The sequence below is a fragment of the Kitasatospora sp. MMS16-BH015 genome (assembly GCF_002943525.1).
In the GTDB taxonomy this organism is placed as follows: domain Bacteria; phylum Actinomycetota; class Actinomycetes; order Streptomycetales; family Streptomycetaceae; genus Kitasatospora.
Map to the genome: position 1 here is coordinate 4061729 of NZ_CP025394.1, position 25570 is coordinate 4087298.

Here is a 25570-nt window from a genome sequence, read left to right on the forward strand (position 1 = left end):
TCACACCTCCGCGAGGGTGCCGGCGGCCTTGGCCCGGCGCAGCATGGTGCCGATCGCCAGGATCCCGGCGGCGGCGCCGGCCAGGCCCAGGGCCGCGATGACGGCGAGCGAGCGGGCCGCGTCGGGGACCGGCCCGGGGGTCAGGGTGCGGCGCAGCAGCTCCGCGCTCCAGGTCAGGAACACCACCGAGGAGAGCGGGCGCACCCAGACCGGCAGCATCGAGATCGGGACGAGCACCCCGGCCAGCAGGTAGAAGGGGTAGGTGAGGGTGTTCTGCATCAGCCGGGCGTTGGGCGCGAGCACGAACAGCGCCGACATCAGCGTCGCGGTGCCGGCCATGGCCAGCGAGGAGACCAGCAGGCAGAGCACGAACAGCGGCCCGTGCTCGATGCTGAGCGAGACCCCGAACACGCCCTTGGCCACCAGCCAGGCCTCGCCGATGCTCAGCAGGCTGATCGTGGTGACGGCCGTGATCCGGCCGAGCACCACGGTGGCGAGCCGGGCCGGGGTGGCGATCAGTGCCTCCAGGGTGCCCCAGGACCGCTCCTTGGTGATCACCTCGCCGGCGATCAGCAGGGCCATGTCCCAGAGCGTCATCAGCACCGGCGCCATGATCGAGTACGGCGCCAGATCGCGCCGTCCGGCGTACTCGCTGATCGAGAGCAGCACCAGGGTGGTCAGCGGCGTCCGGACGAAGATCAGCAGGACGTCGGGGCTGTGGCGGGCCAGGGTCAGCTGGAAGCGGACCGATCCCCAGAACGTGATCACGCGCTCACCTTCATCTTCCGCTCGCCGATCACCCGGACGTACAGCTCCTCCAGGCTCGGCGGCCCCGTCCGGACCGTGCTGACCCCGGCCTCGACCAGGCAGGTGAGCACCTCGCGGGTCGCCTCGGCGGAGTCGGTCTCCACGCACAGCTCGCCCTCGGGTCGGCCAGTCCGGACGGCCGTGCCCGGCAGTTCGCCGATCCGCGCCACGAGGGCGGCGGGCACGCCCGTCGCCTCCACCCGCTCGCCGGAACCGAGCAGCTCGGCCAGCCGGCGCGGATCGCCGCTGGTCAGCACCCGCCCCCGGTCGATCAGGGTCACCTCGTCGCAGACCGCCTCGGCCTGGGCCATGTCGTGGGTGGTGATCAGCACCGTCCGCCCCTCCGCCTTCAGGCGGCCGACGAAGTCGCGGAAGCTGTTGGCCGCGACCGGGTCCATCCCGGTGGTGGGCTCGTCCAGGAGCAGCACCTGCGGGTCGCCGACCAGGCCGCGGGCCAGGTGGAGCCGCTGCTTCATGCCCCGGGAGAAACCGTTCACCTTGTCGTCTGCCCGGTCGCTCAGCCCGACCTCCTCGAGCAGCTCCTCGACCTTGGCGCGCAGTCCGCGGCCGTACAGCCCGTACAGCGCGCCCCAGAGGTCGATGTTCTGGCGTGCCGTCAGTCGGCCGTAGAGCCCGCGGTCGCCGCCCAGCACGATGCCGATCGCGCGGCGCACCGCGAGCGTCTCGGTGGCCACGTCGTGGCCCAGGATGCGGGCCCGGCCGCCGGTCGGCAGCAGGGTGGTGGAGAGGATCTTGCAGAGCGTGGTCTTGCCGGCCCCGTTGGGCCCGAGCAGGCCGTGCACCGAGCCGCGCGCCACCGAGAGGTCGAGCCCGTCGAGCGCGGTCACCTCGCGGGCCTGGGAGCCGCGGCCGGTGGTGAACACCCGGCGCAGGCCCTCGATCAGGACGGCGGGTTCGGTGCCGCTGGGGGTGGTGGTCGGGGCCATCAGGTGTCCTTCCCGGGGCGGTCGGCGGGGTGGCGGGCGGAGTGCGGGGCGGGGTGCTGCGCGGGGTGCGGGGCGGGGTGCGGGGCGGGGCACTGCTCCTGGTCCGGCTCGCCGAGATCGGCGAGGACGCGGAGGGCGGTGTCGTAGGCGGCCTGGGTGACGAGCTCGCCGCAGACCAGCAGGTAGTCGCCGATCGGCGTGCGGAGCAGACAGACGCCCTCGGCGTCGTGGCGGTGGGCGCGGGTGAGGCCCGGGCGGGCGGCCGGGGTGCCCAACGGCATTCCGTAGACCGGGAGTCCGGCCGCGAGCCGACCCTCGACGGTGGCGCTCGCCTGCGACGGCCGCTCAGCCGGCTGCCGGGCGGCGAGTTCGGCGGCGGCCGGGGCGTCGAGGGCCCGGAGGTAGGGGTCGAGCTGCTCGGCCTCGGTGCCCTCGCGGGTCTGGGCCAGCAGTTCGCGGAGCTCGGGGGCCAGGTGGTGGCCGGTGGCGGCGGTGGCCAGCGCCTCCGGGGTGAGGCGGTCCGGGGCGGCGAACAGCACCAGCACGTCGACCACGTCCTTGGCGTGGAACGGCCGTTGGAACCGCTCCTCCGCCAGGCTCAGCAGATCGGCCGGCCAGGGGGCGGCCGGCAGCGTGCGGTGGGGCGACACCGGCCCGCCCGGGGTGCGCGGGAACGGCAGGGTGGCGAGCTCGACGTTGTACGGGCGGTCGAGGAAGTCGTCCTCGGCGGCCCAGTGCAGCCCGAGGGTGAGGTCGGTGCGGTCGCCGTCGCGGCTCAGCGCCAGGTCGGCGCGGTCCAGCGGCACCCGCTCGGCGATCAGCACGGCGGCCCGCCAGAGCTCGTCCTCGCCGGGCAGGACGAGGTCGAGGTCACCGACCGGGCGGAGCAGTGGCGCGGGGTAACGCTCGCCCAGGGAGAGGCCCTTGACCAGCCGGACGGGCAGTTCGGCGGCGAGTCGGGCGTACAGCTCCGCGTAGCGGGCGGCCCGTTCGCGGGCCCGGCGGAGCAGGTCGCGGGAGCCGGACCCGATCGGCAGCCCCTCGGCGACGGCGGCCGAGACGACCAGCTGGGGCAGGGCCGAGGAGGCCTGTTCGGCGCGGCGCATCAGGGTGCGGGCGGTCTCGTGCGCCTCGACGCCGAGCAGGTGGCGCAGCAGCTCCAGGGTCACCGGGCGGAGGGGCGGCGGGGGTGGTGCGGTGGACGCAGTGGCGGTCATGGGGCGGCCGCCGGGGTGGGCCCCGGTGCGGGGGCGGGGGCGGGGGCGGGGGCCCACCAGAACTCGTGGGCGAGGTGCCAGCCGCGGGCGGTCAGGGCGGTGACGATCCGCCAGGTGTCGCGGCCACCGGTGGCCGGGTCCTGGTCGTGGCTGTGGACCACGTTGCCGAGCAGGGGCTGGCCCAGGGTGTGGGCGTGGACGGCGGCGGCCCGGCTGAGGACGGCGGTGGCGAGGCGGACGTCCTCGGTCTCCTCGATCAGGATGTCGACCAGTTCGGTGACCCGTTCGGCGAGTGGCTCGGTGACCGATTCGGTGACCGACTCGGCGGGTGGTTCGGTGAGTTGTTCGCCGGAGGTCTCGTCCGCCTGGCCGACCAGCAGGGTGGCGTGGCCGACGGTGCGGCCGGCCCGGCGGACCACCAGGGAGAGGCGGCCCGGCCGGCCGAGGATGGCCTCGGCGATGCCGTCTGCGGTGGCCTCCGGTGCCGCGTGGCCGGTGTCGGCGGCGCCGCGCAGCAGGGCCCGGGCCAGCCAGGCCCGGACCAGCGGGTCGTCCTCGGCGGTGGCGGGGGCCACCTCGAAGGGGTGCTCGAGGTCGGGCAGGCCCGTCGGGTCGGTGCAGCGGAGGTAGCTGAGGCGGCGGCGCCAGGGCGCCGGGAGCTCGACCCCGGCCGGGGCGCGCAGCAGGGTGCTGGCGGTCTCCGGGCACTCGGCGTGCAGCGCGGCCCGGACCAGGTCGAGCCGGGCCGGATCGGCCAGCAGGGACGGCTCGGCCTGCTGGATCAGCACCTGCTGCTCACCGGTGAGCGGGTCGGTGTACGGGCCTGCCGTCACCTCGCCGAAGAGGTCCTCGGCTGCGGCCGTGGCTGCGGCTCCGGCCGTAGCGGTAGCTGCGACCGTGGTCACGAGGCGTCCGGGCGGACGGCGACCACCAGGTTGGCGCGCAAGGTGGCGGCAGCGGCGGCGAGTTGGGGGCGGGTGACGGCACGCAGGTCGGCTCGGGCCTGGGTGAGGGACCAGTCGAGGGTGCCGGCGCGGGTGTGCATGGCGATCAACTGGGCGTGGTCGAGCGGGGATTCGGCCTGGAGGACGAGCCGCATCTCGGCCTTGCGTCGGGCGGAGTCGAAGTCCTCCTCGGTGAGCCGGCCCTCGGCGAGGTCGGCGAGCAGGCCGTCGACGATCTCCACCAGCCGGTCGGCGTTCTGCGGCTCCACGCCGGCCAGCAGGCGCCAGACGCCGGTGTCGGAGTACGAGCGGTTCCAGGACTCGAAGGAGTACGAGAGCGCTTCCTCGCCGCGCAGCTTGCGGTAGAGCAGCGAGGAGGGGCTGGAGCCGAGCAGGGTGGCGATCAGCTTGTAGGCCGCCTCCTCGGAGCTATTCAGCTCGCAGGAGCGGGCGGCCAGGCAGACCCAGGCGAAGTCGCGGTCGAGCGGCCAGCGCGGGAGGCTGGTGTCGGCGGCCGGCAGCGGCGCGAAGGCGGGCGCCTCGGCGGGCAACTCGGCCGGGGCGGCGGTGAGTTCGGCAAGCAGCTCGTCCAGGCCTTCGATCGGGCGTGGGCCGACCACGACCAGGGCCCGGGGGCGGTGCAGGAAATCGCGGCGGTGCTCTCCCTCGACCTCGGCGACGGTGAGCCGCTTGAGCTCCTCGATGTCGCCGCCGATCGGGCGGCTGAGCAGGTGGCCGGGGAAGAGCTTGGCGAAGACGGCGTCCTGGACCAGATCGGCCGGATCGGCGGCAGCGGTGACCAACTCCTTGACCACCACCTCGCGTTCGCGGTCGAAGATCGCGTGGTCGAAGACGGGCGTCAGCACCGAGCGGAGCATCGCGGGCGCCGCCACCTCGGCGTCCTCGGCGGCGACCTGGGCGTAGAAGAGCATCGTCTCCAGGCCGGTCTCGGCGTTGGTCTGACCGCCCATCCGCTCGATCTGCTCGGCGAAGGAGTGGCGGCCGCCGGCCGGCAGCGAGAAGAGCAGGTGCTCCAGCAGGTGGGCCACCCCGCTCGCGCCCTCCGGGTCACGGCGGGCGCCGTGGGCCACGGCCAGGCAGAGGCTGGTGGTCTGGAGGCGCGGGTCGTAGACGCCGATCACCGGCGTCCGGACGCCGCCCGGCGCGGGTGCGAGCGCAACTGTCGTGGGCGTCATGGGTTTTCCTTCCTCGGCGGTACGGGACTGGTGGGACAAAAAGGCGGTGCCGCCACGGAGCGAACCCCGTGGCGGCACCGATGTACCCCGATGGGTACCAGGCCCTGGGTCAGGCCTTCTTGGTGATGACCTTCTCCAGGCGGGGGGAGACGAGGGCGACGTGGTTGCGGGTCATGTTTCTCTACCTTTCTCAGCGGAATTCGCTCGGGTTGTTTTCCGCCTTTCCGGGGACTTTTCGTTCCCCGTTCCGGCGATGCCTCATTCCAGCATTTCCGCCGAGCGCCCCTCAAGGGGCGGCCCGCATTCTTTCCGTGGGACGGAACGAATTCACCGTTCGGTGAGGTGGAGCAGCAGGACCTTGCGGTCCTCGACCACGGAATCGGCCACCGGGGAGACGGCGTGCCAGGAGAACTCGGACGGGCACATCACGATCGACTCGCCCGCCCGGGGCAGCACCCGGCGCCGCACGTCGGCCACGTCGGCCGAGCCCAGGACCAGGAAGTGGCCCGCGTGCTCCTCGGGCCAGTGCGCGTTGAAGTACCAGGTCTGGGTGACCAGTTTGTCGAGGCGGTCGGTGTGCGGGTCGATCCAGGCGCCGGCCGGGTAGCGCACGGCCCGGATCTCCAGCGCCGCCGCCGACACGTCGCGGCCGGTCAGCTCGCCGACCGCCGCGCGGTACTCGGGCGAGGCGAGTGACTCCACCAACTCCCGCCAGCTCGGCGTGAGTCGGCGCAGCGCCTCGGGGTCGGGCCGGCTGTCGTGGACCAGGGTGAGGTTGTCGGTGCGGTAGCCCTTCTCGCCGGGCCGCAGACTCACCCGCTCGGTCCGGGTGAAGCCCTCGGCCGGGAACTCCTCGACCAGCCGGTCGAGCAGCTCGGGGCCGAGCATCCCGTGGACGGTGCCCCAGGCGAACGGTGCGTCGTGCAGGGCGGCGGAGCGGAGGGCGGCGAAGTCGACGCCTGCCGGGGTGGCTGGCACGGAGGTGCCGGGGACGGTCTGGACGGTGGTCATGGTGGTGTCGGGGTCCTTCGGTACGGGGATCGGTGGGCGCGGCGGCGCCGAGGCGCACCAGGTGCGACGGGAGTGCGGGGGCTCAGGCGGTGCCGCTGTAGGCGCGGGGGTCGAGCTGGGCGGAGAGGCGGGCCGTCAGGGTGCGGGCGGTGTCGCGCAGGGCCGCCGCGCTGCCGCGGCGGTCGCCCGCGTCGGCGACACCGACCAGGCAGAGGGCCGCCAGCAGGCCGGCTCCGTCGACCCGGACGGAGCAGGCGAGGACGGACTGGGCCTGCTGGGCGTCCGCCAGGGAGACCACCGGGCCGACCGAGACCGGGGTGCGGGAGCGGCCTGCGGCGTCCACGGCCGGGCCGAGCCGGCGGGCGGCGACCACGCCGCCGCGCGGTGCGGCGGCCTCGACCGGGCGGCCGGGTCGGCCTGCACCGGCTGCGGCCGGGCCGCTCGGGCGGACCGCGCGGCCGGCCAGGCCGGCGGCTGCGGCTGCGGCTGCCAGGTCCGGGGTGCGGGCCGAACGGGTGCCCGGGGCGGCGGGCGGGGGGATCTCCGGGGTGCGGACCAGGCGGCCGGCGGTGGACTGGTCGGCACCCTGGGCCACGGCGTGGAAGAGGCGGCGGGCGGATTGGCGGGCGGTCCAGTCGCGGGCCTCGTCCTCCGGGCCGACGGCGCCCTCGCGGAGCAGGTGGACGATCTCCGGGCCGCGCGGCACCGACAGGTAGGCGGTGGCACCGGAGATGCCGTGCAGGCGCTGGAGCAGCGGCCGGGCCAGGATCCGGATCCGCTGCTCGCGGGAGGAGCGGACCCCGAGCACGTGCATCTGGGGCCCCAACTGGAGCCCGACCTGGCCTCGTTCGAGGAAGCCCGAGTCGAGCAGCTCGCCGACCAGCCGGTGGGCGGTCGGCTTGGGCAGCTCGGCCCGGCGGGCCAGCTCGGAGAGCGAGAGCTCCAGGTCGTCCGGACCGAAGGAGTTCAGCAGCGCCAGGCCACGGGCCAGCATCGAATCGCGTCGACGGGGTGCGGGGGTGGTGGAAGTCAGCATGATGGGGATCCCGGAGGTCGGAGAGGGGTACGGCCGCCCCGGCTGTCGCCGGACGGCGGGAGCGGCCGATCGGGGCCTTCGGTTCTGGATTCTGCCCAGCCACCCCGGCCCCCGGAAGGCACGCGAGCCTGCCTGAGCAGGACATTTCCGGTTCCGGACACGCCTGTGAGCCGGGCCCCCGGCCCGGCTCCACCTGCGCGTCAACCCTCGTGGATCTCCGGTCTGTTCACCGTTCACCCGTCACGTTCACCGGGCGTCGGCCCGGACACAGCACGGCGGTCCCGCCGACCGGCCCGGTGCGGGCGGATCGGCGGGACCGCAGTGCACTTGCTCAGCCCCGGTGGAGGCCCTGGTGCAGGCCCTATTGGAGGCCCTGGTGGCCTTGGAGGCCCTGGTCGAGCCGGCCGAGGAACTGGGCGACCACGTTGGTCGCGTAGCAGCCGGACGGCAGCATGAAGGAGAGCGTGCACTTGGACCGGCCCTGGTGCAGCTCGTCCGGCTCCACCGGCCCCAGCGTGAGCACGGTGTGCAGCACGGTGGGGCGGCGGGAGACCCGCATCCGCAGCTCGCCCTCCGACCAGCGCCACTTCTCGTACGCCAGCTCCGGCTGATCGGCCAGCACGGCCAGCGCGGGCCGGGCCGTGGTCGGGAAGAGGTAGCGCAGGCCCTCCCGGTCCACCGCCGCCGCCTCCCCCGGCTCGGCGGCCGCCGCCAGCAGGCCGGCCAGCTGCTCGTTCCACAGGTACGAGGAGTGGGCCGTCCGGTAGAAGGCGGTCACCCGCTGGTCCAGCTGCGCGAAGAACTCCCGGGCGTCGCCCCGGTGGGCCAGGGCGCGGGCGCCCTCGGCGGAGCCGGAGGTACGCAGCAGCGCGAAGGCCGTCTCCTGGTCCTCCGCGAGCAGGGCGGCGCCGATCAGGTGGGTCACCCGGGGGCCGCCCGGGACGCCGAAGCGCTGGGTGTCGTAGTAGTTGGCGAAGGCCAGGCCGGTCTCGCCCCGGGGGATGCCGCGCAGCTGCTCGGCCAGCCCGTCCTCGATCGAGCGCAGGGTCAACCGGAAGGCGTTGCCGAGGAGTTCGCCGATCTCGATCCGGCGCTCGGCCGGGCCGAGCGAGGCGAAGGAGAGCCAGCGGCCCTCGGTGGCGGAGTCGCGGTTGAGCCGCTCCAGCAAGGCGGCCGGGGCCTCGCCGTCCACCGAGACGGTCTGCTCGGTGACGCCGTCCTCGTCCTTCAGACCCGCCGAGGAGACGGCCTCGGCGGGCAGGTCGAGCGCCCGGGCCAGCAGGTCCATCGCCTCGAAGGTGGTGTAGCCGCGCTTGCGCAGCCGCAGGTGGTGGTGCCTGCCGCCACCGCCTCCGGCCCGGGGTGCGGCCAGGGCCGGCACCTCGTGGACCAGGAAATCCTCGGGCACTGCCTTCAGTACGGGAGTCCCCATGATTTTCCTGCCCCTTCCGGGTGTTCGCCTCAGGTATTTTCAGCGAGATCGGCGCTCCGGAGGATCTGGGCGCGCGCTGGTCCCGGTCATTGCCAGGGAGAAAGGGTGTTCACGCCGACCCCGCGCGGCTCACCGATCCCGCTGGACCAGACATTAGTAGCGGTGCGATTCCTCGGCCACGACCGGTTCCGTCGGGTGGAATCCCCCGGGGCGCAGGAATATCACCTGTGCGGAGAGCCGGGCCGCACCCGGATTCGCCGGGCCGGCCTTCTCCACCGCGTGCCAGGAATTCCCGCTGCGCACCAGCACCACGCTGGTGTTGTCGGCGGGCGCCACTCGGCGGGCCACGTCCGTCACCGCGCCGGAGCCGAGCAGCAGCAGGTTGCCGCCCCACTCCTCGGGCCAGGGCCGGTTGAAGTAGAAGACCTGGGTGACGAGCTTGCTCTCCTTGTCCACGTGCGGGTCGAGCCAGCAGTCGTGCGGGTAGCGCCAGAGGTTGACCTCCACCGGGCTCTCGGCCAGGTCGATCCCGGTCAGCTCGGACAGCTGCGCGCGGTACGCGGGCCCGGTCACCTCGGCCAGGAACTCCCGCCAGGGTTCCGGTAGTTCAGTCGCCTCGGACTCATCCGCCGGGTGCAGCACGCGCGTCCACATGGTGTACGTCTTCTGTGGATCGGCGCTGCTCACCTTGGTGAAGCCGGCCTCGGGGAAGCTCGCGCGCAGCCGCTCCGCCTGCGCCGGCTCGAAGGTCTCGTCCAGGTGGTAGTAGTCGAAGGGTTCGCGCACCGCCCGGGCACGGGCCAGGCGCACGGACGGGGTGGTCAGGGGGCTCGCCGTCGGCATGGGGCTCTCCATCAGGTGGTCGGGGCAGGGGCGATCGGGCTGCCGCAGCTGCAGGTGTCGGCCGCCGCGCCGACCGGCCGGGGCGGACAGGCGGCGAGCAGCGGCCGGAGGTCGGCGAGCGCCCGCCGGGCCTGGCGGCCGGTGTGGCAGACGATCACCCGGCCGGGGTACTCGGCCAACAGCAGCCGTATGGCGCGGAGTTCGCGACGGCGGAAGCCGGTCACCTTGCGCAGCAGGGCCGACAGGTCGCGGACCGGGGCGTCCTGCGGGTCGAGCCCGCTGGGCAGGTACTCGCCGCTGCCGGGGCCGCCGCGCCGCAGGCGCAGGCTGCGGCGGAGCACCCGCCAGGCGCAGAGCAGGGCGGGCGGGTCGAGCAGCACGGCGATCTCGGCCCGGGCGAGGCGCTCGGGGATGGTGGCGAGGTGGTTGCCGTCCACGATCCACTGCTCGCCCGCCGCGAGGCCGGCCACCTTGCGGCGCCACTCCTCCTCGGGCGTACGGCGCCAACCCGGGCCCCAGTACAGGTCGTCCAGGTGGTAGAGCGGCAGCCCGGCCCCGGCCAGCGCATGGCAGAAGGTGGACTTGCCGCTACCCGGGCTGCCGATCACGGCCACCCGGCCCACCAGCCCCGGAGTGGCGGCAAGGGCGGTCACCACGACCGGCTCCGGGCGGGGTGCGGGCTGGGCGCCGGGGCGACGCGTGACCGCGCAGCGGAGGCGGCGGTCGCGGCGATGATCCCGGCGACCTCGGCCATCGCCGCCGGGCCGGCCAGCGAGATCCGCAGGCACTCGGCCAGGCCGGGCACCTCGGTCAGCGCGCGGACCCGGTAGCCGTGCCGGAGCAGCGTCTCGGCCGTCTCGATCGGGGCGGTGCGCGAACCGGTTTGGAAGGTCACGAAGTTGGCGCCCGGGTCGAGCCGGCGCCAGTGCGGGCGGGCCCGCTCCACGGCCTCGGCGAAGCGGGTGCGGATGGCCCGGACGTCCGCCCAGACTCGCTCGAACTCCTCCTGCTGGTCGAGCAGTTGCCGGAGCAGGGCGAGGGCCGGACCGGAGACGGTGCTGTCCGGGCGGTAGCCGGCCAGGTGGGTGGTGATCTCCTCCCGGGCGAAGACCGCGGCGACCCGGGCCCCGGCCAGGGCGTGCGACTTGGAGAAGGAGCGCACCACGACCAGCCGGGGGAAGCGGCTCAACAGCGGCAGGTGGGTCAGGCCGGTGAACGCGCCGTAGCACTCGTCGATCACCAGCAGGTGGCCGTACCGGTCACAGGCCTCGGCCAGCCGCAGGACCTCCTCCTCGGTGGCCAGCAGCCCGGACGGGCTGGCGGGGTTGGTGAGCGCGACCACGGCGGGCGGGCTGGTGCGGACGGCCGCCAGCAGCGGCCCGAAGTCCAACCGGGGCGGGCTGCCGACGACTTGGGGGCAGGCCGTGACCGGCACCCCGCGCAGCCGGGCGTAGTACCGCCAGGCCTCGAACGAGGGCTCGGGGAGCAGGAGTCGGCCCGCGGGCACGGCGAAGGCGTCGGTCAGCAGGCCGATCGCGCGGTCCGAACCGGCCGTCAGCAGGATCCTGCCCGCCGGGAGGCCGTGCCGCTCCGCGAGGGCGGCCGAGACGGCGTCCTGGAACGGGTAGGAGCGCGCCTCGCGCAGGTCGATCCCGGCCAGCGCCCGGGCCACCAACCGGTCGGCCTCCGGGTGTTGGAGCTCGCAGCTCTTGAGGTTGAGCACCCCGGCCGGGTGGCTGCGCGGCGGGTGCGAGACCGTCAGCGCCGAGGGCCGGACGGGGAAGTCCGGCCCGGGGCCGGGCGCACCGACCGTCCGGCCGTCGAACCCGCCGTCGGCCCGCTCGGCGAGCGCTCCGCCCACCAGGGGCTCAAGCGGGGACATGGTCGGGGTGCAGCGGGACGGATTCGTACACCGTGGTCAGCCGGCGCTCGGCGCCGAACATGAAGGCGTACCAGGCGGCGCGCCGCTCGGCCTCGACCGGGTCGCCGGAGCCCGGCTCGGCGATCAACTGGCGGTTGTAGCGGCTGATCTCGGCCGTGCTCAGCGCCGGGGACATCGCGTGGTACGGGGTGTACATGGTGGGCCGCACCCGGGCGCCGACCTCGCGGGCGGTGGCCACCGTGCGGGCCACGCCGGCCGGGGTGGTGCCGGGCAGGCCGACGATCACGAAGGCGTTGAGCTCGATGCCGGCCTGCTCGCACCACCGGGCCACCGTCCGGAACCGGTCGTCCTCGATGTGCTTGGCCCGCGGCAGGGTGCCCTGGGCGTCGGTCTCCAGCGTCTCCAGGCCGACCGAGATCCGGACGCAGCCGGCCCGGCCCATCAGGGTGACGAGCTCCTCGGTCAGGTGGTGCACGGTGGTGGCGCACTTCCAGCGCGGCTGCACCGGCCCCTCGATGAACCGCTCGCAGAGCTCGCGCACCCAGCGCTTGTCCAGGGTGAACGTGGGTGCGTAGAACGCCACGTACTCGAAGGGCAGTTGGGCGTAGGCCTGCTCGATGTACTCGACCACCCGGTCGACCGAGAGCCGGCGCTCGCGCAGCCCGAAGATCGCTGGCACCTCGCAGAAGTCGCAGTTGACCGGGCAGCCCCGGGCGGCCGGCACCACCAGCTCGCGGCGGAAGGGGATGCCGCAGAACTTGTGGTCGTCGTTGAAGTACAGCCGGTCGTGGGCCGCGTAGGGGATCTCGGCCACGTCCGGCAGCGTCCACTCCTCGGCGGGCAGCGTCTCGCCCACCTGGCGCGGCACGAGCCACTCGGTGCCGACCCGGACGGCCACGCCCGGCAGCGCCTCGGCCAGGCCGCCCTCGGCGACCGCGCTCACCACGTGCGCGACCCCGCACTCGTAGTCGCCGGACTGCACGATCGCGTCCAGGTCGTAGCGGGTGAAGTGGCCCGGGTTCATGCTGCTGAGCCGGCCGAAGGTGACCACCGTGCTCTGCGGCGACAACTCCCGCACGTAGGTGAGGAACCGCTCCAGGCCGTCCACCGCGTCGAAGTCGTTCATCACCGCGACGACCTGGTAGTCGCCCTGGAAGAGCAGGTCGCCGACGGCCTTCCAGTTCATGTTCAGCACCCCGGCGTCGACCACGTCCACCCGGCTCACCCGGGGGTCGCGGCGCAGGTGGCCGGCCGTCATGAAAGCCGGGGTGTGGTGGCCGGCGTTGAAGTAACTCGGCACGTGCGGTGGCCAGATGACCAGAACTTTCACGGGGATCACTCCTGCGGTCGGGGCGGTCCGGACATGGTGGGCGCCGGTGGCGCGGCCACGGAAGCCGTGTTCCGCGCGGCGAAACCGTGCACAGACCGTGCCGCCGGGCCGCCCGTAGGGTGACGGCACACCCTCACCCGCACTCCGCCGACCCAGCCCGCCGGAAGGACCCTTCGCATGCAGACCCACGCCCCCGCCGGCGCCGCCGCCCTCCTCGAACGCCCCGCGCCGCCCCGGCTGCCCGCCGACTGCTGGGAGGTCGAGCGCACCGGGCACCCGGCCGGGGCCGTGGTGCGGCCGGCCGGATTCAAGCACCTGCTCGTCCCGCTGCTCGCCGCCTCCTGCCTGGCCGAGCGGCCCTGGCGGATCACCAACGTGCCCGACATCGCCGACACCCGAGTGCTCGGCGCGGTGCTGCGCGAGGTGGGCGCCGAGGTGCACCACGACGCCGGGGCGCAGACCCTCACCGCGCACGGCGCCGGGGTGACCGGCCAGCACATCCCCGAGCACCTCTCGGGCCAGGTCCACGGCGCGGTCTACCTGTTGCCCGCGCTGCTGGCCGCCACCGGCCGGGTGGCCTCGGGCTCGCACGGCGGCTGCTCGATCGGCGACGGCGCGCAGGGTCAGCGCCCGCTCGCCCACCTCGCGGCCGTGATGGAGCGGTTCGGCGCGCGGTGCCTGACCGGCCCCGGGCAGTTCGCCGCGACCGCGCCGGCCGACGGGCTGCGCGGCGCGGTGATCGACCTGGCCGAGTTCGCCGTCCGCGAGCCCGTCACCGGCACCCTGACCGGCCCGCACTACTCCGGCGCGACCAAGACCGCGCTGCTGCTCGGCGCCGTGGCCAAGGGCACCACCCTGCTGCGCAACCCGTACCCCAAGGCCGACGTGACCGAGCTCGCCCGCGCCCTCGGCGCGGCCGGGGTGCCGGTCCGGATCACCCCCGAGGAGATCGAGCTCCAGGGCCGGGGCGGCCCGCTCGGCGCGGCCGAACTGCGGCTGCCCTCCGACCTGATGGAGGTGCTCACCTACGTCTCGCTGGCCGTCTGCCTCGACACCGAGACCCGGGTGCTGCTCGACCGTCCCGAGGCCGTCCGCGCGGGGCTGGCCCCCGAACTCGCCTGCCTGGAGCAGATGGGCGTACCGCTGAGCTGGGACGGCGAGCAGCTGCGGGTGCGGCCGGTGGACCGGGTCGCGCCGGTGGACGCGATCGCCGCCTCGCACCTGCTCTACAGCGACGCCCAGCCCCTGCTGGCCCCGGTGCTGCTGCGCGGCACCGGCCCCTCGCGGCTCACCGACACCGTCTGGGGCGCCAGGTTCGGCTACGCCGAGGGCCTGCGCCGGCTCGGCGCCGACCTCACCGTCGACGGCTCCCGCCTGCTCGTCCGCCCCAGCCGGCTGCGGCCGGTCGGCGGCGACCTGTACGGCGGCGACCTGCGCGCCGTGATGGCCCTGGTGCTCGGCGCCCTGGCCGCCGGCGGCCGCTACCGGGTGCACGGCGTGGGCCACTTGGCCCGCGGCTACGCCCACCTGCCGGAGAAGCTCCGGCTGTTCGGCGCCGAGATCCTCGAGCCGGGGCCGAACGGCTGAGCCCGACCTCGCAGGCCGGTGGCCCGGGAGCACGGCGCTCCCGGGCCACCGGCCTGCCCGAAGGCGCCCGTACAGAGCTGTGGCCCGCTCCGGTCGGAGCGGGCCACAGCTCGATGCGGGGGTGGGTCAGCGCCACATCTCGACCTGCACGGTGTACCGGTACTCCGGCGCGGTCGGCGCGATCGGGGCCACCGCGTGCCAGGAGGCGTCGGAGCGGGCGAAGACCACCGAACGGCCGCCGCCGGGCACCACCGAGGCCACCGGCGGGGAGCCCGGCGAAGGGTCGGCGCGGACCTGGAAACTGCCGCCGTCCGCCTCGCACCACTCCTCGTTGAGGTAGAAGACGTGGGTGGCCCACTTGTCGGCCTTGTCGGTGTGCGGGGAGACACCGTCACCCGGGCCGAAGACGAAGACGCCCAGGTCGATCGGGCAGTCGGCGGTCTCGGCGCCGACCGCCTCCTCGACCCAGGCGCGGTACGCCCCGCCCAGCACCGACTCGGCCAACTCCCGCCACGCCGGGCCCGCTTGGGCAAGGCCGGGCAGCGGCTCACCCCGGGAGACCAGCGGCAGCACGTACATCCCGTACTGCTTGTCGCCGCCGGCGGCCCGCTCGATCCGGCGGAAGGCGTCCAGCTCCGGCAGGTCGGCGCGGAGCCGCGCCCGTGCACCGGCGGGCAGCAAGTCCTGGGCCAGGGCCCAGCGGTAGGGCTCGGTCCGGGTGTCGAGTGGGGCATCGAGCGAGAGCATGGTGACTCCTTGGGCTACGGGGGCGGGGGGCAACGACCACGCTCACAGCGGTTGTTCGGGGACGCGCGGGCCGTGGCTGACGATCGGGGTGCCCTCGCTGCCGGGCTCGCGGCTGCGCAGGATCTGGAGCTCCTGGAAGGGCTCGGTCTGCTCGCGGGTGGCCCGCCAGATGATCCCGGCCACCTCGGCCGGGTCCATCATGGTGCCGAAGTCGAGCTCCAGACCGGTGTGGAAGTCGGGCACGGCGAGCCCGCCCGGGTTGATCACGGTGACCCGGTTGGCTGGGTCGGCGGCCACCAACTCCGGTACCAGGCTGCGGCTCACGTGGGCCTGGGCGGCCTTCAGCGCGCAGTACAGCGACTCGTTCTCGCGCCGGCGCCAGCCGGAGGAGGAGGCGATGGTGATCAGGTGCACGCTGGACGGCGCGGTGCTCAGCACCCGGCGCAGCAGCCGCAGCGGGCCGGTGAGCAGCAGACTGGTGAGGCCCTCGATCTCCGCGTCGGTGGTCTCCACCAGCGGCTTCTTCAGGAAGGCCCCGGCCACCCAGAACAGATAGAGCGGGCCGGGCAGTTCGAGGTCGGCGGCGTCGACGCTGGCGGGGTCGGTCAGGTCGAGCTCGCGCAGGGTCAGGCCGGCGGTCTCGGCCGCGTCCAGGGTGTGCACGGAGCGGCCGTAGACGTAGGTGTCCAACCCGGCTTCCCGTGCCTGCAGGGCGAGTTGGCGACCCAAGCCGCGGGTGCCGCCGATGACGGCGGCCACCGGGGCGGCGGGGGCGGGCGGGGTGACGGCGTTCACGGGCGGTCCTCGGGGTCGGGGGCGAACTCCAGCAGCAGGAAGGGCGGCCGGTCGGCGAGGCGCTGGTGGCCCAGGGCGGACAGGGCCCTCGCCTCCGCACTCGGCCCGCCCACCTTAGGAGCGCCCCCGGCCGGTCACGAGGAGCTGTTCCAGGGCGCGGAACACCGGGTGCGGACGACCCGGCCGCCGGTTCAGGATGGCGCGACACCGGCATCGGAGGCCGGGACGAACTCGCCTACCGAGAGGGGCACTTGTGTCAGCCGAGCGATGGAGCGGCGCACCCGGCACCGACGGCTTCACCCTGTCGCGGTGGGGCGCCCGGGTATCCGTCGACAGCGACCTGCCGGGGCTGAACGGCCTGATCGGCGGCCTGCTCGACCCGTACTTCCCGATCACCCCGGGCATCGAGGACGGCGCCGATGCCACGGCCGTGCGGGTCACCGTCCGCCGCACCGACCGGCTGCCGGTCGACCCGGACGACCTGGCGGCCGTCCCGCGCAGCCCGCAGCTCTGGCTGGACGAGAAGGGCCCCCGGTTCGTGGTGCTCGACCACCGCCCGGACCGGGCCGTGCTGCTGCGCGACAACGAGGCCGACAGCGACCCGGTGCTGATCACCGCCACCCCGCCCGGCCGGCTGCGGATCGACGTCACCGACGACGGCCCGGGCACCCGGCGCGCGGTGGTCCGGCTGCTCACCTTCCTGCTCTGCGGCCAACTGCACGCCGCCGGTGTGCCCGTGCTGCACGGCTCGGCGGTGGCCCGGAACGGGCAGGCCGTGCTGATCGCCGGCCCCACCAACGCGGGCAAGTCCACCCTGGCCTTCCTCGCCGCCACCCTGGGCGGCTGGGACTTCGTCTCGGACGACTCGCTGCTGGCCTGGCGGGACGGCCCCGAAGGCGCCCTGCGGGTCAGCGGGATGCCCCGGCGGATGGGCATCAGCGTCGGCAGCCTGCTCACCCACCCGGCCCGGGCCGCCTTCGAGCGCCACCCGCTGCGCCGCTACGACGGCACCCCGATCGGGGCGCTGCCCAGCTCGCCCGCGGACGCCTGGTCCCGGGAGACCCGGGTCCGGCTGTACTGCGACGTGGACGAGTTCGCCGCCGTCACCGGCGTCGCCCTGGAGCAGAACGCCACCCCGGTCGCCGTGGTGCTGCCCACCGCCGACCCGACCGTCTCCGGCTGGCGGATCGAGCCGGCCGAGGACGCGGACCCGCTGGAGCTGCACCCCACCGAGGGCCGCAACCTGCGGCACTACGTGGACTACCTCCACCTGCTGCCGCCCCGCGAGGCCGACGCGCGGGCCCGGGCCGAGGTGCTGGACGGGCTGCGCCGGCTGCCGCGGGTCCGGGTCCGCTACGGTCCGGACGTGAACGCCGACTTCCCCCGGTTCTGGGACGAGGTCACCGCCGCGCTGGGCCTGGCGGCGGTCCCGGCATGACGGCGACCACCACCCCGGGCGTCAACTTCCGCCCCGTCCGGGCCACCGGCCTGCGGCCGGGCCGCCTGCTGCGCAGCGCCGACGTGACCGCCTTCACCGAGCGGGACGCCGCCGAGCTGCGCGACCGGTACGGCATCCGGACGGTGATCGACCTGCGCACGCCCCGGGAGTCCGACCGCTACGGCGTGCCGCAGGCCCTGATCGACGCGGGCATCCGCTGGGTCCAGGCCCCCGTCACCGGCTACGCCAGCACCCCGATCGACAAGCCGCGCCCGACCTCGCAGGACGTGGTCCGCTACTACCACGGCATGCTCGCCGAGGCCGACCCCGCCTGCTGGCGCGAGCTCTTCCACCAGCTGGCCGAGGCCGCCGCCGAGCCCTTCCTGGTCTGCTGCCACTGCGGCAAGGACCGCACCGGCGTGGTGGTCGCCGCCCTGCTCGAACTGGCCGGCTGCCCGGCCGGGGAGATCGCCCTCGACTACGGCGCGAGCGCCGTCGACCTGGTCGCCCAGGTCGACCGCTTCGCCGACAAGTGGACCCGCCGGGGGCACACCCGCGAGGACTACCTGACCCGGATGCGGACCGCACCCGAGACCCTGGCCGACTGGCTGGGCGAAGTACGGGAGCAGCGCGGCGGCCTGGTGCCCTTCCTGCGCGAGCGCGGCGTGGCCGAGGCCGATCTGGCCCGACTGCGGCGTGAACTGACGGACGGCGGGGAGCAGCGGTGACGGCCGGCCCGGCAGCAGCGGCGACGGCCCGCACCGCGTCGGCCACCCCGCAGGCGGTCCAGGCCGGCACCGCACCGACCACCCCCCAGGCGGTCCAGGCCGACACGGCACCGACCGCGCCGCAGGCCTGCACCGCACCAACCACCCCGCAGCCCGGCGGCGCAGCCGGCCCGCAACCGCTGGTCGAGCCGCTGCCCCGGGAGGTGTGGCGGCGGGCGCTGGCCGAGGACCCGCTGGCGCTGGTGACGCAGACGCCCGGGTGGCTGGACGCGATCCTCGACACCGGGGAGTACCGGGAGGCCGGGCGCTGGTACCGGTGGGCCGACGGGCGGGAGCTGGCGCTGCCGATGGTGCGGCCGGCGGACGGCCGGGGCGGGGCGCTCGGGTGGCCCAAGGAGTGGGGGATCGGTGGGGTGGTGGCACCGGGGCGGCCGGTCACGGCGGCCGAGGCGCGGGCGGTGTTCGCGGACCTCGGGCGGCTGGACGGCCCGGCGGTGCTGCGGCCGAGCCCGCTGACGGACGGGGTCTGGCGGGCGGCGGCCCCCGCCGGGGCCGGGCTCACCCCGCGCGTGACGTACATCGTGGACCTGACCGGCGGCTTCGACACCGTCTGGCGGGAACGGTTCGCCGGGCGGGTCCGCACCCAGGTCCGCAAGGCCGAGTGGGCCGGACTGAGCGTGGTGCGCGGCAACGACCCGAGGCTGCTGGCCGACTTCGACCACCTCTACCGGCTCTCGGTGCGCCGCTGGGCCGACCAGGAGGGCACCGACCACGCCACCGCGCTGGCCCTGGCCGACCGCACCAACCCGTACCGCAACTTCGCCGCCGTCGCCCACCGGCTCGGCGCGGGCTGCGAGCTCTGGCTGGCCTACCTCGCGGGCGAGCCGGTGGCCGGCCTGGTCACGCTGCTGCACGGCCGGCACGCCAAGTACTGGCGCGGCGCGATGGACAAGCCCGCCGCCGCCGCGACCGGTGCCCCCACCCTGCTGCAGGCGCTCGCCCTCCGGGCGGCCTGCGAGCGCGGCTGCCAGTGGTACCACATGGGCGACAGCCGGGCGGGCGACGCGGTCTCCCGGTTCAAGCTCGGCTTCGGCGCCACCGCCCACCCCGGCGCGATCTACGCCCTCTGACCAGCCGCCGCCCGCGGCCGCCGACCGGCCGCGATCCACGCGCGGTGACCACCTCCGAGCTGCACCGACACCGCCGGCCCCGGGCCGAAGATCCTGCGTTGATCAGCCGTTGACCGGCCCCTGGCACCGTTCCTCACGGAGGAGCCCGGGCCGAACGCCCGGCCCCCGACGACGGCCGGCCCATCGGCCGGGGAGACAGGACCGGGAGGAGCAGATCGTGGTAACCAGCCTCGACACCGTAAGGAATCCCCTGGCGTGCCTGGGGGTGGACACCCTCTCCGAGCGGGTCTACCGGTCACTGCTGCTCCACCCCGGCGAGCGGGCCGCCGAGCTCGCCCGACGGCTCGACGCGCCGGAGCACCAGGTGCGGACCTGCCTGGACGGGCTGGCCGACCTGTCGGTGGTCCGGCCGTACGGGGAGCCCGGCGCGGGCTACTACCCGGTCGGGCCGGAGCGGGCCATGGCCCTGCTGCTCGGGCGCCGCCAGGCCGAACTCGCCGCGCACCAGCAGCGGATCGAGACCGCCCGGGCCGCCGCCGCGCAGCTGATCGCCGAGTGCGCCGACCACTACCCGAACTCCGTGGCGGGCGAGGAGGTGGTGCCGCCCTGGGACACCCCGGGGCTGCTGGCCGAGCTCGGCCACCGGGCCCACCGCGAGGTGCTGGTCTTCGCCCCGCACGGCACCGGGGCCACCGCCGACTCCCCCGCCGGCGACCAGACGGGCGACCCGACGGCGGATCAGGAGCTGCTCGCCCGGGGCGTGCGGCTGCGCACCGTCCACCTGGACAGCGTGGTGCACAACCCGCCGGCCCGGGCCCGGCTGGCCCGGCTCAGCGAGCGCGGCGCGGCGGTGCGCACGGCACCGGTGCTGCCGCTGCGGATGACCATCTTCGACCGCCGGACGGCGGTGCTGCCCAGCGGCCCGGGCGAGGACCGGCCGGGCACGGTGGTGCTGCGCCGGCCGGGCGTGCTGACCGCGCTCTGCGCGCTGTTCGAGGGCACCTGGGCCGACGCCACCCCGCTCGGCCGCCCGGCCGCCCCGACCGCGCAGGGCCTGAGCCGGCAGCAGGCCCAGACCCTCGAACTCCTCGCCGACGGCCTCACCGACGAGGTGATCGCCAAGCAGATGGGCGTCTCCTCCCGCACCATCCGCCGGATCGTCGCCGAACTCCTCCAGCAGCTCCAGGCCCGCAGCCGCTTCGAGGCCGGCCTGCGCGCCGTCCAGGCCGGCCTGCTCCCGGCCCATCCCTGAGGCCCACCAGGAAGCCGTCCGACCCGAAGGACTAGACCACTCGCGCCGTCCGGGGGAGACTTCCCCCATGAGCGACGCGACGGCCTTGCTGGGGCGCGACGAGCTGCTCGGGCATTGCCGGGCCGGGCTCGCGGACGGCGGTGGGGTGCTGCTGACCGGCCCCGCCGGGATCGGGAAGTCGGCGGTGCTGGACGCCTTGGACGCCGAGGCGTCGCAGGCGGGCACCCTGGTGCTGCGCAGCAACTCCTCGGCGGTGGAGGCGAGTCTGCCGTACCTGGCGCTGTACGACCTGTTCGCCCAGCCGGTGGCCGAACGGGACGGCCTGCTCGCCCCGCACCTGCGCGCCGTGCTCGACGTGGTGCTGCTGCGCTCCCCCGCCGACGGCGCCGCCACCGACCAACTCGCCATCCGGGTGGCCGTGCTCGAACTGCTCCGGGCCCTCGCGGCCGACCGGCCGGTGCTGCTGGTGCTGGACGACGCGCACTGCCTGGACCCGGCCAGCGCCCTGGTACTCGGCTTCGCGGCCCGCCGGCTCCAGCACCACCGCACGCAGAGCCGACTACCGGGCCACCGGGTGCAGTTCGCCGCCGCCGAGCGGCTGGCCGAGGGCCGCGAGCCGCGCTGCCTCGGGCTGCTGCCCGAACCCCGCACCGAACTGGCCGTCAGCACCCTGCCCGGCCCGGTGATCGGCGAACTGCTGCGCACCCGGCTCGACCTGGCCCCCACCGACCGGATCTCCGAGCGGATCCAGACCGCCAGTGGCGGCAACCCCTACTACGCGCTCGAACTCGCCCAGTCGGCCCTGCGTTCCCGCACCCCGGTGCAGACCGACGAGCCGCTGCCCGTCCCGGACCACCTGCGCGCCCTGCTGGCCGACCGCCTGGCCGCCCTCCCCGGCCCGGCGCTCGGCCCGCTGCTGCTGGCCGCGGCCGCCGCCCGCCCGGACCGCCGCCTGCTCGCCGCGGCCGACCCGGGAGCCGAGCCCGAGCCCGGAGCCGACGCCACCCCACCGACCTCACCCACCCAGTCGGCCCCCTCGGCGCCGTCGGAAGTGCTGGCCACCGCCATTGCCGCCGGGGTGCTGTCCGAGGGCCCCGGCGGCGAACTGCGCTTCGCCCACCCCCTGTTGCGCGAGATCATCTACGCCGACGCCACCCCTGAGCATCGCCGGTCCTGCCACGCCACCCTCGCCCGGCTTCTGGACGACCCGTTGGAGCGGGCCCGGCACCGGGCACTGGCCGACACCGGCTCCCCGACCGTCGGCGAACCGGCAGAACTGGCACAGGAGTTGGCCGATGCAGCCCGGATCGCCGTCAGCCGGGGCGCTCCCGGGCTGGCTGCCGAACTCTCCCAGCTCGCCGCCGAACGCAGCTCCCACCAACCGGAGTTGGCCGCCGAACGGCAGCTCGCAGCGGCCCGGCACGCCTATGACGCCGGGCTGGCCGAGCAGGCCCGGGCGGCCTGCGAGACGGTGCTGCGCGGACCGAGCCGGGCCGCCCGGGTCGGCGCCCGGCTGCTGCTGGTCGAGCTCGCCGGCGGCGACCGGGCCGGAGTGCCCGCCCTGCTCGACGCCGCCGAGGCCGACGCGGCGGACGACCAGCGACTGCGCGCCGACGTCCAACTCCACCGGGCCAACCAGTCCTTCAGCACCGGCCGGATCGAGCAGGGCCTGACCGCCCTGGCCGAGGCCGAGCGGCACGCCGAACTGAGCAGGGACGTCGACCGCCAGATCGAGGTGATCGCACTCCGCGCCCCCATCCAGATGCAGTACGGCCAGGCCCCGCACCACCAACAGCATCAGCAGCAGACTCAGCAGCACCGGGTCCGCCACTCCCCGGCCGAGGCCGGCCGGGAGCTCCGCCGGGCGGCCGAACTCGCCGCCGGTCGGCCCGCCTTGACGGCGGCGGCGGTGCAGGTCCGGTGCTGCCTGGTGATCTGGCTGCTGCGCTGCGGGGAGACGGCCGAGGCGGTGCAGGCGGTGACGGCGCTGCGCCGGGACGTGGAGCACGCCGGCCGGGTCAAGGACCTGGCGGACGTGCTGCACCTGGTGGCCTCGGTGCACGAGCGAGCCGGGCTCTGCGCCCAGGCCCACCAGGCCGGCGAGTTGGGCGGTCGGATGCGGGCCGAGTTCGGTGCCACCCAGGGCCCGGCCCTGGTGCTGAGCGCCGCCGCCGAGCTCAACGGCGGTACCGCCGAGCGGGCGGCCGAGCTGGCCGGGGCGGCGCTGAGCGCGGGCGAGCGGACCGGGGACACCGAGTGGACCGGGTACGCGCACGGGCTGCTCGGCCGTGCCGAGTTGCTGCTCGGGCGGCTGCCGCAGGCGGCCGAACACCTGGGCAGCTGCCGGGATTCGCTGCGCGGCCTGGGCTTCACCGACCCGGCGCTCTTCCTGGTGGACGCCGATCTGGTCGAGGCGCTGGCCCGCACCGGCGCGGCCGAGCGGGCCGAGGCGGTGCTGGCCGAGGCCGCGGGCGAGGCGCAGCGGCTGGACCGCCGGGTGGTGCGGCTCGGCCTGGCCCGGGGCGGGGCGCTGCTGCGCGGCCTGGCCGGCGACCCGCGCGGCGCGGCGGACGCCCTGCGGGCGGCCCTGCCCGCCGCGCACCCGTACCCGCTGGAGCTGGCCCGGGCCCGGCTGACCCTCGGCGAGCTGGAGCGCCGGGCCCGCCGCCGGGCCGCCGCCCGGACCGAACTGCGCACGGCGGCGGGCCTGTTCGCCACGGCCCAGTGCCTGCCCTGGCTGCGCCATGCCCGGGGCCAGCTGGCCCGGCTGGACAGCCCCACGGCGGCGCTGAGCGAGCCGGAGCGCCAGATCGTGGAGCTGGTCGAGCAGGGCGCGACCAACCGGCAGATCGCCGCCGCCCTGCACGTCTCGGTGAAGGCGGTGGAGGGCTGCCTGACCCGGCTCTACCGCCGGTACGGCATCCGCGACCGCACCCAGCTGACCCTGCGCCGGATCGCCGGCTGAACCTGCCCGTACCCTCCCGCGCCACCGCAAGGGTGACCCCTCGACTTTGCAACCGAAGGTCAAGGGTGGCGATCTGACTTCGATTCATTGACCGTACATAGCCATCGGATTACGTTTCCGCTCGGCCCGGGGACACGACAGCACCCCCACTCCACCCGGGCCCGGTCCGCCCCCACCCAGGGGCCACTTCAGGAAAGGAATCCGAGTGGACACGACCCATTCGGTACGCCTCGGACGGTCGGCGCTGCTCTCGGCCGTCGGGCTGTTCGTCGCGCTGACCTCCTCCGCCTTCACCGGCGTGGCCGTCGCCGGGCCGGCCACCCACGCCGCGGCGCCCACCGTCACCCGCTCCTGCGCCGCGCCGTCCCACCCGGGCGAGCTGGCCTGCCTGGCCCTCAAGCGCACCGACCTGCACGGGCTGGCCGCCTCCGGCTTCGGCCCGTCCGACCTGACCAGTGCCTACAGGCTGCCGGCCGGCGGCTCGGGCCAGACGGTGGCGATCGTCGACGCGATGGACGACCCGAACGCCGAATCCGACCTGGCGGCCTACCGGTCCAACTACGGCCTCCCCGCCTGCACCACCGCGAACGGCTGCTTCAAGAAGATCGACCAGAACGGCGGCAGCAACTACCCGACCGCCGACACCGGCTGGGCGGGCGAGATATCGCTCGACGTCGACATGGTGAGCGCCGTATGCCCGTCCTGCCACATCCTGCTGGTGGAGGCCGCCTCGGCCAACCAGGACGACCTCGGCACGGCCGTGAACCAGGCCGTGGCCCAGGGCGCCAAGTTCGTCTCCAACAGCTACGGCGGCTCGGAGGACTCCACCGTCACCTCCGCCGACGCCGCCTACTTCAACCACCCGGGCGTGGCCATCACGGTCAGCGCGGGCGACTCCAACACCGGCGCCGAGTACCCGGCCACCTCCCAGTACGTGACCGCCGTCGGCGGCACCGCGCTCAGGCGGGACTCCTCGGCCCGGGGCTGGAGCGAGACGGTCTGGAAGACCAGCTCCTCCGAGGGCACCGGCTCGGGCTGCTCGGCCTACGTCGCCAAGCCGAGCTGGCAGAAGGACACCGGCTGCTCCCGCCGCGCGGAGGCGGACGTCTCCGCCGTGGCGGACCCGGCCACCGGCGTCGCGGTCTACCAGACCTACGGCGGCTCCGGCTGGTCGGTCTACGGCGGCACCAGCGCCGCCGCCCCGATCATCGCGGGCGCCTGGGCGCTCGCGGGGGCGCCGGCCGCCGGCGACAGGGCCGCGCAGTACCCGTACCTGCACACCTCGGCCTTCAACGACGTGACCTCGGGCAACAACGGCTCCTGCTCGATCTCGTACATCTGCACCGCCGGCCCCGGCTACGACGGCCCGACCGGTCTCGGCACCCCGAACGGGGTGAGCGGCTTCACCGCCGGCGGCGCCGGCAGCGAGACGGTGACCGTGACCAACCCGGGCGACCAGGCCACCAAGGGCGGCGGGGCCGTCTCGCTCCAGATCACCGGCAGCGACTCGGCCGGCAAGTCCCTGACCTACAGCGCCACGGGCCTGCCCGTCGGGCTCTCGATCAGCTCCTCGGGCCTGATCACCGGCACGCCCACCGGCTCGGGCAGCTCCACGGTGACCGTCACCGCGAGCTCCGGCACCGCCTCCGGCTCGACCAGCTTCACCTGGACGGTCGGCAGCGGCGGCGGCGAGACGGTCACCTTCCGCAACCCGGGCACCCAGAGCACCGCGGCGGGCACCGCCGTCTCGCTGCAGATCGCGGGCAGCGACTCGGCGGGCAACGCCCTGACCTACAGCGCCACCGGCCTGCCCGCCGGGCTCTCGATCAGCTCCTCGGGCCTGATCACCGGCACCCCGACCACGGCCGGCAGCTCCACCGTCACGGTGACGGCCACCTCGGGCACCGCCTCCGGCTCGGTGACCTTCGGCTGGACGGTCACCGGTGGCGGCGGCACCGGCTGCGGCAACCTGCCGGCCTGGAGCGCCGCCACCTCCTACGTGCCGAACGACCAGGTCTCCTACAACGGCCACAAGTGGCTCTCCACCTGGTACTCCACCGGGGCCACCCCGGGCGCGCCGGCCTCCTGGGCCGTCTGGTCCGACCAGGGCGCCTGCTAGCCGCCATCACCCCTGGGTGCCCCGCCCCGCCGCCTCCCCGGCCGGGCGGGGCACCCGCGCGTTGTGATGGTTCGTCAGATGGTTGTGGAGCACAGTCCGCCCCTTGTGTCAGCTCCGTGAAGGGCGAATTCCGTCACAGGGGGAATGATCTCAGTTGGATCACA

General features: G+C 75.1%; 21 protein-coding genes. 7 read left to right on the forward strand and 14 right to left on the reverse strand.

The window, feature by feature from the left end; genetic code table 11:
* The 12 genes from CFP65_RS17515 to CFP65_RS17570 all read right to left on the reverse strand — a co-directional run bounded on the left by CFP65_RS17515 (window position 1) and on the right by CFP65_RS17570 (window position 12645).
* Window positions 1-768, reverse strand: a complete 768-nt coding sequence (locus CFP65_RS17515; RefSeq protein ID WP_158702222.1) for an ABC transporter permease — start codon at window positions 766-768, stop codon at window positions 1-3.
* Window positions 765-1754 carry an ABC transporter ATP-binding protein gene (locus CFP65_RS17520; protein WP_104816984.1) on the reverse strand — a complete coding sequence of 330 codons (990 nt, stop codon included), beginning with the start codon at window positions 1752-1754 and terminating at the stop codon, window positions 765-767. The genes CFP65_RS17515 and CFP65_RS17520 overlap by 4 nt, the downstream gene beginning before the upstream one ends.
* Window positions 1754-2971 carry a hypothetical protein gene (locus tag CFP65_RS17525; protein WP_158702223.1) on the reverse strand — a complete coding sequence of 406 codons (1218 nt, stop codon included), beginning with the start codon at window positions 2969-2971 and terminating at the stop codon, window positions 1754-1756. The genes CFP65_RS17520 and CFP65_RS17525 overlap by 1 nt, the downstream gene beginning before the upstream one ends.
* Window positions 2968-3876, reverse strand: coding sequence for a hypothetical protein (locus tag CFP65_RS17530; RefSeq protein WP_104816986.1), 909 nt, complete (start codon window positions 3874-3876; stop codon window positions 2968-2970). The genes CFP65_RS17525 and CFP65_RS17530 overlap by 4 nt, the downstream gene beginning before the upstream one ends.
* Window positions 3873-5111, reverse strand: a complete 1239-nt coding sequence (locus tag CFP65_RS17535) for a pitrilysin family protein (RefSeq protein ID WP_104816987.1) — start codon at window positions 5109-5111, stop codon at window positions 3873-3875. Before CFP65_RS17535 ends, CFP65_RS17530 begins: the two co-directional genes overlap by 4 nt.
* A gap of 327 nt (window positions 5112-5438) precedes the next feature.
* On the reverse strand, window positions 5439-6122 hold the full coding sequence (locus CFP65_RS17540; protein ID WP_104816988.1) for a 2OG-Fe(II) oxygenase: 684 nt from the start codon (window positions 6120-6122) through the stop codon (window positions 5439-5441).
* A gap of 82 nt (window positions 6123-6204) precedes the next feature.
* On the reverse strand, window positions 6205-7158 hold the full coding sequence (locus tag CFP65_RS17545; protein WP_104816989.1) for a helix-turn-helix domain-containing protein: 954 nt from the start codon (window positions 7156-7158) through the stop codon (window positions 6205-6207).
* 361 nt (window positions 7159-7519) lie between these two features.
* Complete coding sequence (gene truD, locus CFP65_RS17550) at window positions 7520-8590, reverse strand: tRNA pseudouridine(13) synthase TruD (RefSeq protein WP_104816990.1); 1071 nt, start codon at window positions 8588-8590, stop codon at window positions 7520-7522.
* A gap of 153 nt (window positions 8591-8743) precedes the next feature.
* On the reverse strand, window positions 8744-9433 hold the full coding sequence (locus tag CFP65_RS17555; protein ID WP_158702224.1) for a 2OG-Fe(II) oxygenase: 690 nt from the start codon (window positions 9431-9433) through the stop codon (window positions 8744-8746).
* An 11-nt stretch (window positions 9434-9444) separates the two neighbouring features.
* Complete coding sequence (locus tag CFP65_RS17560; protein WP_104816992.1) at window positions 9445-10089, reverse strand: hypothetical protein; 645 nt, start codon at window positions 10087-10089, stop codon at window positions 9445-9447.
* A complete protein-coding gene (locus CFP65_RS17565) occupies window positions 10083-11315 on the reverse strand; it encodes a histidinol-phosphate transaminase (RefSeq protein ID WP_104816993.1) in 1233 nt (410 codons plus the stop codon). Before CFP65_RS17565 ends, CFP65_RS17560 begins: the two co-directional genes overlap by 7 nt.
* Window positions 11302-12645, reverse strand: coding sequence for a radical SAM protein (locus CFP65_RS17570; RefSeq protein WP_104816994.1), 1344 nt, complete (start codon window positions 12643-12645; stop codon window positions 11302-11304). The genes CFP65_RS17565 and CFP65_RS17570 overlap by 14 nt, the downstream gene beginning before the upstream one ends.
* Window positions 12646-12822: 177 nt before the next feature.
* Between CFP65_RS17570 and CFP65_RS17575 the strand changes: the two genes are divergently transcribed.
* Window positions 12823-14232, forward strand: a complete 1410-nt coding sequence (locus tag CFP65_RS17575; RefSeq protein ID WP_104816995.1) for a hypothetical protein — start codon at window positions 12823-12825, stop codon at window positions 14230-14232.
* A 126-nt stretch (window positions 14233-14358) separates the two neighbouring features.
* Here the strand turns inward: CFP65_RS17575 and CFP65_RS17580 are convergent, their stop codons facing one another.
* Together CFP65_RS17580 and CFP65_RS17585 are read right to left on the reverse strand one after the other, a co-directional pair.
* Entirely contained in the window at window positions 14359-14979 is a 621-nt protein-coding gene (locus CFP65_RS17580) for a 2OG-Fe(II) oxygenase (protein WP_104816996.1), read from the reverse strand.
* 42 nt (window positions 14980-15021) lie between these two features.
* On the reverse strand, window positions 15022-15774 hold the full coding sequence (locus tag CFP65_RS17585; protein WP_104816997.1) for an SDR family oxidoreductase: 753 nt from the start codon (window positions 15772-15774) through the stop codon (window positions 15022-15024).
* 253 nt (window positions 15775-16027) lie between these two features.
* Here CFP65_RS17585 and CFP65_RS17590 point away from each other — a divergent pair, with 253 nt between their 5' ends.
* The 6 genes from CFP65_RS17590 to CFP65_RS17615 all read left to right on the forward strand — a co-directional run bounded on the left by CFP65_RS17590 (window position 16028) and on the right by CFP65_RS17615 (window position 25406).
* Entirely contained in the window at window positions 16028-17212 is a 1185-nt protein-coding gene (locus tag CFP65_RS17590) for a hypothetical protein (RefSeq protein WP_104816998.1), read from the forward strand.
* Window positions 17209-17940 (forward strand): tyrosine-protein phosphatase, encoded by a 732-nt coding sequence (locus CFP65_RS17595; RefSeq protein ID WP_104816999.1) that lies wholly within the window; start codon window positions 17209-17211, stop codon window positions 17938-17940. The genes CFP65_RS17590 and CFP65_RS17595 overlap by 4 nt, the downstream gene beginning before the upstream one ends.
* Window positions 17937-19070, forward strand: a complete 1134-nt coding sequence (locus CFP65_RS17600) for a GNAT family N-acetyltransferase (RefSeq protein WP_104817000.1) — start codon at window positions 17937-17939, stop codon at window positions 19068-19070. The genes CFP65_RS17595 and CFP65_RS17600 overlap by 4 nt, the downstream gene beginning before the upstream one ends.
* Window positions 19071-19287: 217 nt before the next feature.
* On the forward strand, window positions 19288-20322 hold the full coding sequence (locus tag CFP65_RS17605; protein WP_158702225.1) for a helix-turn-helix transcriptional regulator: 1035 nt from the start codon (window positions 19288-19290) through the stop codon (window positions 20320-20322).
* Between the two features lie 67 nt (window positions 20323-20389).
* The gene (locus CFP65_RS17610) at window positions 20390-23287 is read left to right on the forward strand and encodes a helix-turn-helix transcriptional regulator (protein WP_104817002.1); all 2898 of its coding nucleotides are present in this window, start codon (window positions 20390-20392) and stop codon (window positions 23285-23287) included.
* Between the two features lie 298 nt (window positions 23288-23585).
* Window positions 23586-25406, forward strand: coding sequence for a putative Ig domain-containing protein (locus tag CFP65_RS17615; protein ID WP_305778274.1), 1821 nt, complete (start codon window positions 23586-23588; stop codon window positions 25404-25406).
* The last annotated feature ends 164 nt before the right edge of the window (window positions 25407-25570 follow it).